13 protein-coding genes are annotated in these 13,756 nt (G+C 70.0%); 8 read left to right on the top strand and 5 right to left on the bottom strand.

Annotated elements, in window-relative coordinates:
- Positions 1-67 precede the first annotated feature (67 nt).
- Complete coding sequence (locus tag ACI3KY_RS08040; protein WP_404929655.1) at positions 68-886, top strand: class I SAM-dependent methyltransferase; 819 nt, start codon at positions 68-70, stop codon at positions 884-886.
- A gap of 9 nt (positions 887-895) precedes the next feature.
- Here ACI3KY_RS08040 and ACI3KY_RS08035 read toward each other — a convergent pair whose 3' ends face one another.
- From ACI3KY_RS08035 to ACI3KY_RS08020, 4 genes are all read right to left on the bottom strand, one after another.
- Positions 896-2,008: an FUSC family protein gene (locus ACI3KY_RS08035; RefSeq protein ID WP_404929654.1), complete on the bottom strand. Its 1,113-nt coding sequence runs from the start codon at positions 2,006-2,008 to the stop codon at positions 896-898.
- A gap of 11 nt (positions 2,009-2,019) precedes the next feature.
- A complete protein-coding gene (locus ACI3KY_RS08030; protein WP_404929653.1) occupies positions 2,020-3,126 on the bottom strand; it encodes a YgfZ/GcvT domain-containing protein in 1,107 nt (368 codons plus the stop codon).
- Between the two features lie 85 nt (positions 3,127-3,211).
- On the bottom strand, positions 3,212-3,814 hold the full coding sequence (locus ACI3KY_RS08025; RefSeq protein ID WP_404929652.1) for an FABP family protein: 603 nt from the start codon (positions 3,812-3,814) through the stop codon (positions 3,212-3,214).
- A gap of 135 nt (positions 3,815-3,949) precedes the next feature.
- Positions 3,950-4,240 (bottom strand): hypothetical protein, encoded by a 291-nt coding sequence (locus ACI3KY_RS08020; RefSeq protein WP_194413356.1) that lies wholly within the window; start codon positions 4,238-4,240, stop codon positions 3,950-3,952.
- A 156-nt stretch (positions 4,241-4,396) separates the two neighbouring features.
- Between ACI3KY_RS08020 and ACI3KY_RS08015 the strand changes: the two genes are divergently transcribed.
- The 7 genes from ACI3KY_RS08015 (at position 4,397) to pstB (ending at position 12,575) form a co-directional block, all read left to right on the top strand.
- Entirely contained in the window at positions 4,397-5,095 is a 699-nt protein-coding gene (locus ACI3KY_RS08015) for a response regulator transcription factor (RefSeq protein ID WP_194413355.1), read from the top strand.
- 106 nt (positions 5,096-5,201) lie between these two features.
- A complete protein-coding gene (locus tag ACI3KY_RS08010) occupies positions 5,202-7,364 on the top strand; it encodes an RNA degradosome polyphosphate kinase (protein WP_404929651.1) in 2,163 nt (720 codons plus the stop codon).
- The gene (locus ACI3KY_RS08005) at positions 7,361-8,299 is read left to right on the top strand and encodes an NUDIX domain-containing protein (RefSeq protein WP_404929650.1); all 939 of its coding nucleotides are present in this window, start codon (positions 7,361-7,363) and stop codon (positions 8,297-8,299) included. Before ACI3KY_RS08010 ends, ACI3KY_RS08005 begins: the two co-directional genes overlap by 4 nt.
- Before the next feature lie 241 nt (positions 8,300-8,540).
- Positions 8,541-9,641, top strand: a complete 1,101-nt coding sequence (gene pstS / locus ACI3KY_RS08000; protein WP_404929649.1) for a phosphate ABC transporter substrate-binding protein PstS — start codon at positions 8,541-8,543, stop codon at positions 9,639-9,641.
- Between the two features lie 86 nt (positions 9,642-9,727).
- Positions 9,728-10,672: a phosphate ABC transporter permease subunit PstC gene (gene pstC / locus ACI3KY_RS07995; RefSeq protein WP_404929648.1), complete on the top strand. Its 945-nt coding sequence runs from the start codon at positions 9,728-9,730 to the stop codon at positions 10,670-10,672.
- Entirely contained in the window at positions 10,672-11,769 is a 1,098-nt protein-coding gene (pstA, locus tag ACI3KY_RS07990) for a phosphate ABC transporter permease PstA (RefSeq protein WP_404929647.1), read from the top strand. Before pstC ends, pstA begins: the two co-directional genes overlap by 1 nt.
- Positions 11,770-11,795: 26 nt before the next feature.
- On the top strand, positions 11,796-12,575 hold the full coding sequence (pstB, locus tag ACI3KY_RS07985) for a phosphate ABC transporter ATP-binding protein PstB (protein WP_194413349.1): 780 nt from the start codon (positions 11,796-11,798) through the stop codon (positions 12,573-12,575).
- A 67-nt stretch (positions 12,576-12,642) separates the two neighbouring features.
- On the opposite strand, the gene ACI3KY_RS07980 is transcribed toward pstB, so the two are convergent.
- Entirely contained in the window at positions 12,643-13,530 is an 888-nt protein-coding gene (locus tag ACI3KY_RS07980) for an aminodeoxychorismate lyase (RefSeq protein WP_404929646.1), read from the bottom strand.
- Positions 13,531-13,756 lie beyond the last annotated feature (226 nt).

The following is a 13,756-nucleotide window of genomic DNA, read 5'->3' as shown; positions in this document are numbered from 1 at the left end:
GCGCCCCGGCGCGGTGACGACGGGCGGCACCCGCCGGCTCGACGGTGTCGCCTGGCATCATGGGGGGATGGCGCGGGGACCGGTCGGGCAGATCACGCGCGGCACGACCGGCACGAACCGGCTGCGGCGCGTGGATCGGTGGATCGCACGGCAGCCCGCGCTCCGCCGGGCATCCGACCCGCTCGTGGTCGACCTCGGCTACGGCGCGAGCGGTGTCACGGCGCTGGAGCTGCACTCCCGGCTGGTGCGGGTGCGCCCCGACGTCGAGGTCCTGGGCCTCGAGATCGATCCCGCCCGTGTCGCCCGCGCCCGCGCCCAGCTCGAGCAGGTGCGCGCGGGCGGCACGTCGTTCGCGCCCGACGCCCGCGTCTCGTTCTCGCGCGGCGGGTTCGAGGTGCCGGTGGCGGCCGGCCGCCGTCCCGCCGTCGTGCGGGCGTTCAACGTGCTGCGCCAGTACGGCGAGGCCGAGGTCGCGGCGGCCTGGGCGACGATGGCCGGGCGTCTCGCCCCCGACGGGCTGCTCGTCGAGGGCACCTGCGACGAGATCGGGCGCATCGCGACCTGGGCGGCGGTCGGGCCCGACGCCGTGCCCCGAACCCTCACCGTGTCGCTGCGGCTGGCCGGGCTGCAGCATCCGTCCGTCGCCGCGGAGCGGCTTCCGAAAGCTCTGATCCACCGCAACGTGCCCGGCGAGCGGGTGCACGACTTCCTCGCCGCGCTGGACGCCGAGTGGGACCGTGCGGCCAGCGTCTCGCCGTTCGGTCCGGTGCATCGCTGGCGCACGGCGCTGTCGGCGCTCGTCGCCGGCGGCTGGCCGATCCTCGACCGCTCGCGCTGGCGCCTCGGCGAGGTCACCGTGCCGTGGGAGGCCGTCGCGCCGCGCTGAGGCCGAAGCTCACAGCCGCGGCAGCAGGGCGCGCGCCTCAGCCGACGGCATGCCGGTCGCGGTCAGCAGGTCGACGGCCAGCGGGCGCAGCGCCGTGATGAGGTACTGCTCCCCCGGCGACCCGTCGGGCAGGATCTGCGCCGGGTCGAGGCGCACCGCCACCGCCCGCACCGCCTCCTGGGCGGCGGGCTGGAACGAGATGTCGTCGAGGCTCTCGCCCACGAGCGAGGCGCCCCGCATCAACTCGGCCAGGAGCTCCGCCGGCACGGGGCGGCGCTGACCGTCGTCACACAGGTACACCGCCCGACGCGCGACCACACGGAGGTTGCGCGTGGCGAAGTCCATGGCCTGCAGCACCGCCTGATGGCGGCGCAGCTCGGCGCGCTGCGGCCGCAGCCAGGGCGAGAATCCCGCCACGGCCAGTCCCGACTCCAGCGACGTGCGCCATTCGTCGATCCGCGGGCCGATCCCGCGCGCCTTCTCGAGCCCCCGCGTCGCGCGCAGCGCGTCGCCGCGGCGCAGCGCCTGCACGATGGTGCGCGCGGCGGCATCGGCGGCCGCGAACACCGCGTGCCCGTCTCTCGCCTCCTCGCTGCGGGGATTGCGCGGGATGAGCGCGGTGACCACCAGCGCGGCGACACCGCCCACGATCCCGTCGATCAGCCGCGAGAAGGGCTGCGACGCCGGAAGCGACATCACGATCGACGCCTGGATGCCGGCCATGATCGCGAACGGCGGATACGGCGAGAGGAACCGGGCGACGAGGAGGGTGACGCCGAGCGCCAGCGCGAGCTGCCACCACCCCGGCCCGACGACCACGACGAACCCCTCCGCGACGAGGATGCCGACCAGCATGCCGACGACGGTCTCGAGCACGCGGCGGGGTCGGGCATCGCGCACCAAGCCGAGACTCGAGATGGTGACGGTCGCCGCGAGCAGCGGTGCCGGGTGCCCGACAACGTAGTGCGCGAACGCCCACGCAGCGGTCGCCGCCACGGTGATCTGCACGATCGCGATCGCGGATCCCCGGACACGCGCCAGCTGCGGCCGGAGGTCGAGCCGGGCGCGCCACCCGGTGGGCACGGTCTGGGTGATCGCGGCGGTGTCGCCGTCGCCGCTCACCGCCGGCGCTCCTACTGCGCTGCCGCGCGGCGCGACAGGCGGGTGATCCGCGGGACGTTCGCGGTCGCGCCCGCATCGGGCGGCACGACGATCTCCTGCGCCGCGGCGATCGGGCCGTCGGCGGTGTCCACCGTGAGCGGCGCGTCGACCGGCGTCGTGCGGCGCACGATCGCCAGCGCGATCGGGCCCTCCTCGTAGTGCAGCGCGGCCGACGTCACGATCCCGACCGCATCGTCGCCGATCCGCACGGCGGCACCGTGCTCGGGCAGGACGCTGCCCGATCCGTCGAGCTGCAGTGCCACGAGGCGCCGCGGCGGGTGCCCGAGGTTGTGCACCTTCGCGATCGTCTCCTGGCCGCGGTAGCACCCCTTGTCGAGGTGGACGGCGGTGCGCAGCCAGTCCAGCTCGTGCGGCAGCGCCCGCTCGTCGACGTCCGTGCTCCAGCGCGGACGCCATGCGGCCACACGCAGCGCTTCGGCCGCCGCGATGCCGGCGAGCTCCAGCTCTCCTCGAGTCGCGGCATCCGCAATCCGCTGCTCTTCGGCACGCGTCACGATCGCCTCGGCCCAGTCGCGCTCGGCACCGGGATGCGGGTCGACCGGGGCGTAGGCATGCCCGCCCGGTGCCACTTCGGGCCACGGGTCTCGCCAGACGAGCGCGACGCCCGACGGCGCGGCCGGCGAGATGCGCTCGAGCGCCGCGGCGGTCCCGCCCACGACCGCGTACTCGTCGTCGGCGATGCGAGGATCCACGCGCAGCCGGAAGCGCATCTTGCGCAGCCAGTCGAAGAGGCCGGCGAGATCGGCGCGATCCGCGATGAGCCAGGTGGTCTCGCCGTCGTCGACGACGGATGCCGCGTGCTCGACGTGTCCCTGAGGATCCAGGATGAGCAGCTCGGTGCTCACGCCTGGTGCGAGGCGGGCGAGGGCCTGCGACGACAGCGAGTCCAGCCAGGTGAGGCGGTCCTCGCCCGGGACCGCGATCACCCCGCGATCGCGACGCGGCGCGATCGCGGCACCGGCGGCGAGGCGGCGCTGCTCGACAAGAGGGCTGCCCACGTGCAGGAGGCCGGCATCGTCCACGACGGCGCCCGGGACGGCAGCGAACGGGTCAGTCATCGATCGCTCTGCTCGTACGGGGCGAGTTGATAAGAGAGGTGCTCATGGATGCGTGCTCATTCCGTGCGTGATGATGACGCAGCGTTCATTCGATCCTGGCGAGGCGGGCCGACGCGTGGGCGCCGAGTTCGAAGCCGAGGGCGGCGATGTCCCAGGCCCAGAGGAGGTGACCGTCGACGAGGCCGTACATGCGGGTCGCGGCGGCGTAGTTCTTGGCACTCGCCGGACGCACGACGGCATCGGTGGCGATGTCGATGCGGGGGCCCTTGATCTGCCCGAGGTAGAGCTCGCTGACGCCGTCGGCGTGCACGAGCGCCGCCTCGATGTCGAAGCCGCCGTCGGCGTTGCGCAGCTGCTCGATGTCGTCGGCGGTACGCGCGACAGCGGGGGCGAGCGCCGGCAGCAGGCCGGGGCCGGCATCGGCGTCGGTCGCCGAGAGGACGAGCCGCCAGTACCCGAGCTCCGCCACCAGACGCGTGCGCTCCTCGGGGTCGGTGGGGCTGTGCAGCCACGCCTCGGCCGAGTAGTTCAGATAGTCGCCGCCGTCGTGGCTGAAGCTCACCCGGTGGGTGAACTCACCGGTGTAGGCGTGATCGCCGTAGTCGATGACGCCGGTCCCCTCCCAGACGCCGATGAGCCACGACAGCGGTACGAGCTCCGCGGGAAGGTCGGTCGGGATGTCGAGCACGACGCGACCCGTCAGCGCTGGCCGCGGTACAGGTTCTTGACGACGACCGCGGAGACGAAGACGATCGCGAGGGACGCCAGACCGAGCAGGCCCACGTAGAACAGTTCGAGCGCGACGAGATCCATGCGAGCGAGTCTAGCCGGGAACGAGCGAGGCCAGCCCGAATCCGAGGCTGATCACACCCATCACCAGTGCCGCGCCGAGGACCCCCGCCGCCACGCGCTCGGTGAACCCCTGCGAGCGCCCCGACCAGAGCTGCGTCGCGAACGCCGCGATGAGGCATCCGCCCAATCCGACCCCCAGCCACGCCGCGCGCCAGTCGGGTGTCGCGAAGATGCCCACCACGATCGCGATGAGCGCCGCCAGCACCCACACGGCGACGATGCCGCCGAAGGTGCGGCGAGGTGCGAGTTCAGGCACGGCCACGCCCCCATCATCGCCCATCAGGCCGCCCGGCGCATCCACGGCGATACGCCGGCAAGGCTCACGGAGGCCCGCGAAGGTCATCAGGACGGAGGGGCGGGCGGCCACGCTCTACACTGGGGTTCGCGGCGCGCCCCCACGCGCCGGGAAGGCGATCCATTGGCACAGCTCCTGGTTCTCAGTTCCACGCACGGAGGCGGCCCCGTGCTGCCCTCGCTCGAACTGCTGAGCCACCGCGTGCGCCTGATCCCCGCCGAGCCCGCTCAGCTGGTCAACGCCCCGAGCGCCGACATCATCTTCGTCGACGCCCGCGTGGACCTGGTCGGCGCGAAGTCGCTGTGCAAGATCCTCAACACGACGGGGCTGGATGCGCCGCTGCTGCTCATCGTGACCGAGGGCGGTCTGACCGCCGTCTCGCCCGACTGGGGCGTCGACGACGTCATCCTGTTCACCGCCGGCCCGGCCGAGGTCGACGCCCGCATCCGACTCGCCGTCGGCCGGCAGTCGGCCGAGCAGGTCTCGACACGCATCCAGACGTCGGGCATCACGATCGACGAGTCCTCGTATTCGGCGAAGGTGCACGGGCGACCGCTCGATCTCACCTACAAGGAGTTCCAGCTCCTTCATTTCTTCGCGACGCACCCGTCCCGCGTCTTCACCCGCGAGCAGCTGCTCAGCGAGGTGTGGGGCTACGACTACTTCGGCGGCACCCGCACGGTCGACGTGCACGTTCGGCGCCTGCGCGCCAAGCTCGGCGACATGGAGCAGCTCATCGGCACGGTCCGCAACGTGGGCTACCGCTTCAACGTGTACGAGGACGAGCCCGAACCCGCCCCCCGCGAGCGCACCGGCGCATAGGGAGACGGATGCCTCGGCCTCCGGCATCCGTCCTGCGCCGTCCTGAGCGAGCGAAGCGAGACGAACGGTTCACACTCTCGTCACGTGACCCTGCAATGATGAGGGGATGATCGAACCCGAGGTGCTCGACGCCGGCCTGGGCGATGCGGACGACGACGACTTCGACCTCTCGGAGGTCTTCGACTCGCAGCTTCCCGACCACCGCTACCTGGATCGCGAGCTCAGCTGGCTCGCCTTCAACCAGCGTGTGCTCGAACTCGCCGAAGACCCGAACCTGCCCACCCTCGAGCGGGCGAACTTCCTGGCGATCTTCGCGAACAACCTCGACGAGTTCTTCATGGTGCGCGTCGCGGGTCTCAAGCGCCGCATCGTCACCGGTCTGGCGCTTCCCACGAACATCGGGCGCTCCCCCGCCGACGTGCTCGCCGACATCTCGGGAGAAGTGCGCCGCCTGCAACTGCGTCACGCCGAGGCGTGGCGATCGCTCGTAAAGCCGGCGCTCGCCGACGCGGGCATCCAGATCGTCTCGTACGACACCCTCGACGAGGCCGAGCGGTCGCGGCTGTACGACTACTTCCAGGCGCAGGTCTTCCCCGTCCTGATGCCGCTCGCCGTCGACCCGGCCCACCCTTTCCCGTACATCTCGGGACTCTCGCTGAACCTTGCGATCCGCATCCGCAGCGCCCGCACCGGCCGTCAGGAGTTCGCCCGCCTGAAGGTGCCGCCGATGCTGCCCCGCTTCGTCGAGCTGCCTGCCGCGGCCGGCACGGTGCGCTACCTGCCGCTCGAAGACCTCATCTCGAACCACCTCGACGACCTGTTCCCGGGCATGGAGGTGCTCGACCACCACGCGTTCCGCCTCACGCGCAACGAGGACGTCGCGATCGAGGAGGACGAGACCGAGAACCTCATCCAGGCGCTGGAGGCCGAGCTGCTGCGGCGCCGGTTCGGCCCGCCCATCCGCCTCGAGATCACCGACGACATGGACGACGTGACGCTCGACCTGCTCGTCAAAGAGCTCGACGTCACCGAGCAGGAGGTCTACCGCCTCCCCGGCCCGCTCGATCTGCGCGGCCTGTTCGACCTGCGCATCGATCGGCCCGACCTCCGCTTCACGCCGCACCTGCCGACGACCGCGGTCGCCTTCCAGCCGGGCGACAACAACGAGCGGCCCGACATCTTCGCGTCGATCCGCAAGGGCGACGTGCTCGTGCACCACCCGTACGAGTCCTTCGCGACCAGCGTGCAGGCGTTCCTCGAGCAGGCGGCGAAGGATCCCCACGTCCTCGCCATCAAGCAGACCCTCTACCGCACCTCGGGTGACAGCCCCATCGTCGAGGCACTCATCGACGCCGCAGAGGCCGGCAAGCAGGTGCTCGCGCTCGTGGAGATCAAGGCCCGCTTCGACGAGGCGAACAACATCGTCTGGGCGCGCAAGCTCGAGAAGGCCGGCGTGCACGTCGTCTACGGCCTGGTCGGCCTCAAGACGCATTGCAAGCTGGCGCTCGTGATCCGCGAGGAGAACGGCGTTCTCCGCAGCTACAGCCACATCGGCACCGGGAACTACAACCCGAAGACCAGCCGCGTGTACGAGGACTTCGGCCTCTTCACAGCCGACGACGTCGTGGGTCGCGACCTCACGCGCCTGTTCAACGAGCTGAGCGGCTACGCGATCGAGAAGAAGTTCAAGCGCCTCCTCGTCGCGCCTCTCCACCTGCGCAAGGGCCTGCTGCGGCTCATCGAGAAGGAGCGCCGCAACGCGCTCGCCGGCAAGGCCGCCGGCGTGCGCATCAAGGTCAACTCGATGGTCGACGAGCAGATCATCGACGCGCTCTACCGGGCCAGCCAGGCCGGAGTGAAGGTCGAGGTGTGGGTGCGGGGCATCTGCGCGCTGAAGCCGGGTGTTGCGGGCATGAGCGAGAACATCACCGTGCGGTCCATCCTCGGCCGCTATCTGGAGCACTCGCGCATCTTCGCCTTCCACAACGACGGCGACGCCGTGGTCTACATCGGCAGCGCCGACATGATGCACCGCAACCTCGACCGCCGGGTCGAGGCGCTCGTCCGCGTGTCGACGCCGGCCCACGTCAAGGAGCTCAACGACCTCTTCACGCTGGCGATGAGCGACACCACCAGCTCGTGGCATCTCCAAGCCGACGGTGAGTGGGTGCGCCACAACATCGGCGAGGACGGCAAGCTGCTCCTGGATCTCCAGGACCGCACCATGACGAACGTGCAGCGCCGCCGGCGAGCACGAGCGGTGCGATGACCGAGACGGCCGTCTACGCGGCCGGGGGCGTCGTCTGGCGTGTCGTCGACGGCAAGCTGCGCGTGCTCCTGATCCACCGCACGAAGTATCGCGACGTCACACTTCCCAAAGGCAAGGTCGACCCCGGCGAGATGCTCGCCGAGACGGCGGTCCGCGAGATCCACGAAGAGACCGGCATCCGTGTCGCCCTCGGCGTGCCCGTCGGCGTCTCGCGCTATCGGCTGCCCAGCAAGCGCACGAAGATCGTGCACTACTGGGCCGCGGAGGCGACGGAGGCGGCCATCCGCGCGTCCGCCTTCGTGCCCAACAAGGAGATCGCCGCCATCGAGTGGGTCTCGCCGAAGAAGGCGCTCCGCCGCCTCAGCTACCCCGTCGACGCCGAGATCCTGGAGTACTTCGTCCGGCTGATCGACGAGGGGGTGCTGCGGACCTTCCCGATCGTGGCCCTGCGGCACGCCAAAGCTGTGCCGCGGGAGGAATGGAAGGGGAAGGAGGCGAGCCGCCCCCTCTCTCCGCGCGGTCACCGGCAGGCCGCCTCGATCGTCGGCCCGCTGCTCGCCTTCGGCGTCCGCAAGATCGTGTCGAGCCCGGCGGTGCGCTGCGTCACGACGGTCGAACCGCTGTCGGCAGCGCTCGGCCGCAAGATCGACACCACGCGACTGATCGGCCAGGAGTCGTGGGAAGTCGGCAAGTCCGATGCCCGCACCGTCGTGGGCGAACGGGTCCGTGCACGCAAGCCCTCCGTGGTGTGCAGTCATGGGCCGGTGCTTCCCGACATCCTCAACGAACTGGCGCTCGCGACCGGCACGCTGCGCGGGTCGTACCTCGGCAGTGCCTCGGCGCTGGAGCCCGCGGCCTTCTCGGTCGTGCACATGTCGGTCGACAACCCCGGCTCGGGCATCGTCGCCATCGAGACGCACATCCCGAAGGATTGACCGACGGATCGCGTCAGCGGCGCAGGTGAACAGCGTCCCTCCGGAGTCCCGGGATTCCGCGGCCGAACGGCGCCGGACGTCGATGCCGACGCATGGATGTCGGCATCCTGTTCACCTCCCGTTCACCCGCGCAGCGCACTCTCTTAAGAGTCCGAGCCTACGTTTCAGACGAACCCCGCACCGGGTTCGAACCCGAAGGCCTTCCCGGGCCTGTTTCTCTGACACGTGAAGGATTCACACAGTGAAGATCTCTCGCATCGCCCAGGTGGGCGCTGTCGCCGCAATCGCGGCCCTCGCCCTCGCAGGCTGCGCCTCCAACGAGACCGCCTCCGGCGACGCCCCGACCGCCAGCGAAGGTCCGGCCCTGACCGGCACGCTCAACGGCTCGGGCGCCACCTCCCAGCAGGTCGCGGTCCAGGCCTGGACCGCCGAGTTCCAGACCGCCAACGCGGACGTCACCGTCAACTACGACCCGCAGGGCTCGGGCACCGGCCGGGAGTCGTTCCAGTCGGGCGCTGTCGAGTTCGCCGGGTCGGACCGTGCGTTCAAGACCGAAGAGCTCGAGGCCGGCCCGTTCGACGCCTGCGCGGAGGGCTCCGACATCGTCGAGATCCCGGCGTACGTGTCGCCGATCGCCATCGCGTTCAACGTCGAGGGCGTCGACGCGCTCAACCTCGACCCGGCCACCATCGCGGGCATCTTCGCCGGCACCATCACGAACTGGAACGACCCGGCGATCGCCGCCACGAACGACGGCGTCACCCTCCCGGACCTGGCGATCACCCCGGTTCACCGCTCCGACAAGTCGGGCACCACGGCCAACTTCACCGACTACCTCGCGCAGACCGCGGGCGACGTCTGGACCTACGACTCCGTCGAGGAGTGGCCGATCCAGGGCGGCGAGGCTGCTCAGGGCACCTCCGGCGTCGTCAACGCCGTCAAGGGCGGCAACGGCACGATCGGCTACGCGGACCACTCGCAGACCGCCGACCTGACGACCGTCAGCGTCCAGGTGGGCTCGGAGTGGGTGGAGCCGTCCGCTGAGGGCGCCGCCATCGCACTCGACGCCTCGCCGCTCGAGGAGGGTCGCGCGTCGACCGACCTCGCATTCGCGATCGACCGCACCACCGAGGAGTCCGGCGCCTACCCGGTCATGCTCGTGAGCTACCTCATCGGCTGCGTCGACTACGAGGACGCCGACGCCGCGGCTCTGGTGAAGGGCTTCTTCACCACCGCCGTCAGCGAGGCCGGTCAGCAGACCGCCGCCGACAACGCCGGCAGCGCGCCCATCTCGACCGAGCTCGCCGAGAAGGCTCAGGCCGCGATCGACCAGATCAGCTGACATCCTCATCGGCCCCGGGCGCACCTCACGGTGCGTCCGGGGCCTGATGCGGATCAGGAAGACCATCCCCGACCAGGACGGATGACATGACAGCCGCCCCCGCCGCGACGAAGATCCCGGCCAGACAGCGCCCAGGCGACCGATGGTTCTCGGGCACGGCTCTCGCCGCCGGCTCGATGATCCTCGTCACCCTCGCGGCGGTCGCGATCTTCCTGATCGTGCAGTCGGTGCCGGCGATCGGCGCGAGCCCCGAGGACGCCTCGCTGCTCACCACGAACTTCTGGGACTACGTCTGGCCGCTGCTGTTCGGCACCGTGTGGGCTGCGATCCTGGCGCTCATCATGGCGGTCCCGCTGTCGCTCGGGGTGGCGCTCTTCATCTCCCACTACGCACCCCGGCGGCTCGCCCAGAGCCTGGGCTATGTCGTCGACCTCCTCGCGGCGGTGCCTTCCGTCGTCTTCGGTCTGTGGGGCATCCTGGTGCTCGCCCCCGCCGTGCAGCCGGTCTACGCCTGGCTCAACGCCAATATGGGCTGGTTCCCGCTCTTCGGCGGCGATGTCTCCGCGACCGGCCGCACCATCTTCACCGCCGCCATCGTCCTGGCCGTGATGGTGGTGCCGATCATCACCGCGATCTGCCGTGAGATCTTCCTGCAGACGCCTGTCCTCCACGAAGAGGCGGCTCTCGCCCTCGGCGCCACCCGCTGGGAGATGATCCGCATGGCGGTGCTGCCGTTCGGGCGCAGCGGCATCGTGTCGGCGTCCATGCTGGGCCTGGGCCGTGCGCTCGGCGAGACGATGGCCGTCGCCATGGTGCTCTCGGCGACCGGAACCGTCACGTTCAAGCTCTTCACGTCGACGAACCCGTCGACCATCGCCGCGAACATCGCCCTGACCTTCCCCGAAGCGTTCGCGACGAACATCAACGTCCTGATCGCAACGGGGCTGATCCTGTTCATCGTGACGTTCGCGGTCAACTTCATCGCGCGGTGGATCGTGAATCGCCGCAAGGAATTCTCGGGGGCCAACTGATGACCATCACCGCCACGCCTCCCCGCGCGAGCGTCGCCCCGACGCGATCGCAGCTCACCACCGGTCACCTGCCCACCTGGGCGGTCTGGGCGCTCGTCGCGGGCTCGCTCGCGGTGATGCTCGCGGTGTTCGGCATCATCGCCCTGGGCTCGGGCGAGGGCCTCAACGTCGCCGGCTGGCTCGTGACGTCGGGGATCGTCTACCTCGTCCTCATCTTCACGATCTCGGCGATCGTCGAGAGCCGGCGCAAGGCTGTCGACCGCTTCATCACGGGTCTCGTCGCCTCCGCGTTCATCGTCGCCATGGTGCCGCTCGTCTCGGTCGCCTGGACTGTCGTCTCCAACGGCATCGCCCGCTTCGACGCCGACTTCTTCTCGAGCTCGATGCGCAACGTGGTCGGCGAGGGCGGCGGCGCCCTGCACGCGATCGTCGGCACCGTGCTCATCACGGGGATGGCCGCCCTGATCTCGATTCCGATCGGACTGATGGCCGCGATCTACCTCGTCGAATACGGCGAGGGCAAGCGGATCGGGCGAGGCATCACCTTCCTCGTCGACGTGATGACCGGCATCCCGTCCATCGTGGCCGGCCTGTTCGCCTACGCACTCTTCTCGCTGTTCCTCGGCCCCGGCGCCCGCATGGGCTTCATGGGCTCGGTCGCCCTGTCGGTGCTGATGATCCCCGTCGTGGTCCGCTCGACGGAGGAGATGCTGCGGCTCGTGCCGAACGAGCTGCGCGAGGCGTCGTATGCGCTGGGCGTGCCGAAGTGGCTGACGATCGTCAAGGTCGTGCTTCCGACCTCCATCGCCGGCATCACCACCGGGATCATGCTCTCGATCTCTCGCGTCATCGGGGAGACCGCACCGCTGCTGATCACGGCCGGCTTCACGAACAGCATGAACTACGACCTCTTCGACGGTCGGATGCAGACCCTCCCCGTGTTCACGTACACGGAGTACATGAACCAGGGCATCCCGCCCGAGGCGTACATCGACCGCGCCTGGGCCGGCGCCCTGACCCTCATCCTCATCGTGATGGTCCTCAACCTCGTCGCGCGGCTCGTCGCCCGGGTGTTCTCCCCCAAGACCGGTCGCTGACCCACCAACCCGAAAGAACCACCACCGTGTCCAAGAGCATCGAAGTCAACGACCTCAACGTGTACTACGGCGACTTCCGCGCCGTCGAGGGTGTGACACTCTCGATCGAGCCGCGAAGCGTCACCGCGTTCATCGGACCTTCCGGCTGCGGCAAGTCCACCTTCCTGCGCACCCTGAACCGCATGCACGAGGTCATCCCCGGCGCCCGCGTCGAGGGCGAGGTGCTCCTCGACGGCGACAACCTCTACGGCTCGGGCGTCGATCCGGTGCTGGTCCGCCGTCAGGTCGGCATGGTCTTCCAGCGCCCCAACCCGTTCCCGACGATGTCGATCAAGGAGAACGTGCTCGCGGGCGTCAAGCTCAACAACAAGCGCATGGCGAAGTCGGATGCCGACGCCCTCGTCGAGAAGTCGCTGCGCGGCGCGAACCTCTGGAACGAGGTCAAGGACCGGCTCGACAAGCCCGGCTCGGGCCTGTCGGGCGGTCAGCAGCAGCGACTGTGCATCGCCCGCGCGATCGCCGTCGCCCCCGACGTCCTGCTGATGGACGAGCCGTGCTCGGCGTTGGACCCGATCTCGACCTACGCGATCGAGGAGCTGATCGGCGAGCTCAAGAACGACTACACGGTCGTCATCGTGACGCACAACATGCAGCAGGCGTCGCGCGTCAGCGACAAGACCGCCTTCTTCAACATCGCCGGCACCGGAAAGCCGGGCAAGCTCATCGAGTACAATGACACGACGGCGATCTTCACGACGCCGACCGTGCAGGCCACGGAGGATTACGTCTCCGGCCGATTCGGGTGACCCGGACGACTGCAGACTCGAAGCCCTCGCCGTTCGGCGGGGGCTTCGTCGTGGAATCCCCTCGCGCTCAGTCGCGCGGGCTGAGCAGGTAGCGATTGAAGGATGCCGTGAGCTCGGCGTCGACCGGAATCTCGACGCCGTCGATCGCCGTGATGGGCGCCGCCAGACGCACGCTCGACACCAGCCACGCGGCATCGGTCTCGGCCAGAGCGCTGATGGGAAGCGTGGCGTAGCCGGTGGCGTGTCCCTCCTCCTCGAGGTGGGCGAAGAGGCTCAGCTGCGTCGTGCCGTGAAGGATGCCGCCGTTCGGCGCGGGCGTGACGAAACGGCCGTCGATGCGCAGGATCAGCGAGGCGGTGGGGGCCTCGAGCACGAAACCGTCCGAGGTGACGAAGACCGCATCGTCGGCGCCGCGGCGCTTCGCCTCACGGATCGCGGCCATGTTGACCGCATACGACAGGGTCTTGGCGCCCAGCAGCAGCCAGGGCGCCTTCGCCGGGGTGTCGATGCCGTAGCCGCGGTCCAGTGTGACGACGCGGATGCCGTGCTCGCGCACGGCGGTGTTGTCGGCGGCAGCGGCCACCGTCACCCATGCCGTGGGCGCAGGGCCGTGCTCGACCCCGCGGCTCAGGATGAGCTTGATGACGCCCTCGCCGTGGCGCGGCGCGTGCTGCGCGGCGATCTGCACCGCGGCCCGCCACTGCGCGAGATTCGGCGCGGTGAGGTCGCAGATGCGCGCGGAGTGCGCGAGCCGCTCGAGATGAGCCTCCGTCTCCTGGGCGTGACCGTCGACGACGCCGATCGATTCGAAGATGCCGTCGCCGCGCTGCGTGCTCAATTCGCCGACACTCAGCGCCGGCGCTGACGGGTCGATGACCCGGAAGGTATCGGCGAATTCGGAGCGGGGATCATCGGATGCCGCGGGGTCGATGACGAGCGCGAAGAGCAGTGCCATGCCCAGAGCCTAAGCGCTCGGGAATGCCACGCCCCGCCTCTCCGTTACACTGGAACGGCCGGGCCGCAGTAACCCCGGGCTCCATCTTCTGCCGCTCCGAGCGGCCTCGCGCCGAGAGGCGTTCTGCGGCCCGGCACCTCTCTACCTCGTCGCTGCTGCGCGACTCGAGGCGGAGCAGAATGCCTCTCCCGCGAAGCGGTGTGAGCACTGCGGCGTTCTGCCGCCC

Source organism: Microbacterium sp. ZW T2_14 (assembly GCF_044987405.1).
In the GTDB taxonomy this organism is placed as follows: domain Bacteria; phylum Actinomycetota; class Actinomycetes; order Actinomycetales; family Microbacteriaceae; genus Microbacterium.
Note: the sequence above shows the minus strand (reverse complement) of the source record. Positions and strands in the feature narration are given on the sequence as shown.

What these genes read in the sequence shown, in the direction of transcription:
- ACI3KY_RS08040 (WP_404929655.1), top strand. Translation starts at nt 68, where the DNA reads ATGGCGCGGGGACCGGTCGGGCAGATCACGCGCGGCACGACCGGCACG.
- ACI3KY_RS08030 (WP_404929653.1), bottom strand. Translation starts at nt 3,126, where the DNA reads ATGACTGACCCGTTCGCTGCCGTCCCGGGCGCCGTCGTGGACGATGCC.
- ACI3KY_RS08010 (WP_404929651.1), top strand. Translation starts at nt 5,202, where the DNA reads ATGATCGAACCCGAGGTGCTCGACGCCGGCCTGGGCGATGCGGACGAC.
- ACI3KY_RS08005 (WP_404929650.1), top strand. Translation starts at nt 7,361, where the DNA reads ATGACCGAGACGGCCGTCTACGCGGCCGGGGGCGTCGTCTGGCGTGTC.
- pstC (WP_404929648.1), top strand. Translation starts at nt 9,728, where the DNA reads ATGACAGCCGCCCCCGCCGCGACGAAGATCCCGGCCAGACAGCGCCCA.
- pstA (WP_404929647.1), top strand. Translation starts at nt 10,672, where the DNA reads ATGACCATCACCGCCACGCCTCCCCGCGCGAGCGTCGCCCCGACGCGA.
- ACI3KY_RS07980 (WP_404929646.1), bottom strand. Translation starts at nt 13,530, where the DNA reads ATGGCACTGCTCTTCGCGCTCGTCATCGACCCCGCGGCATCCGATGAT.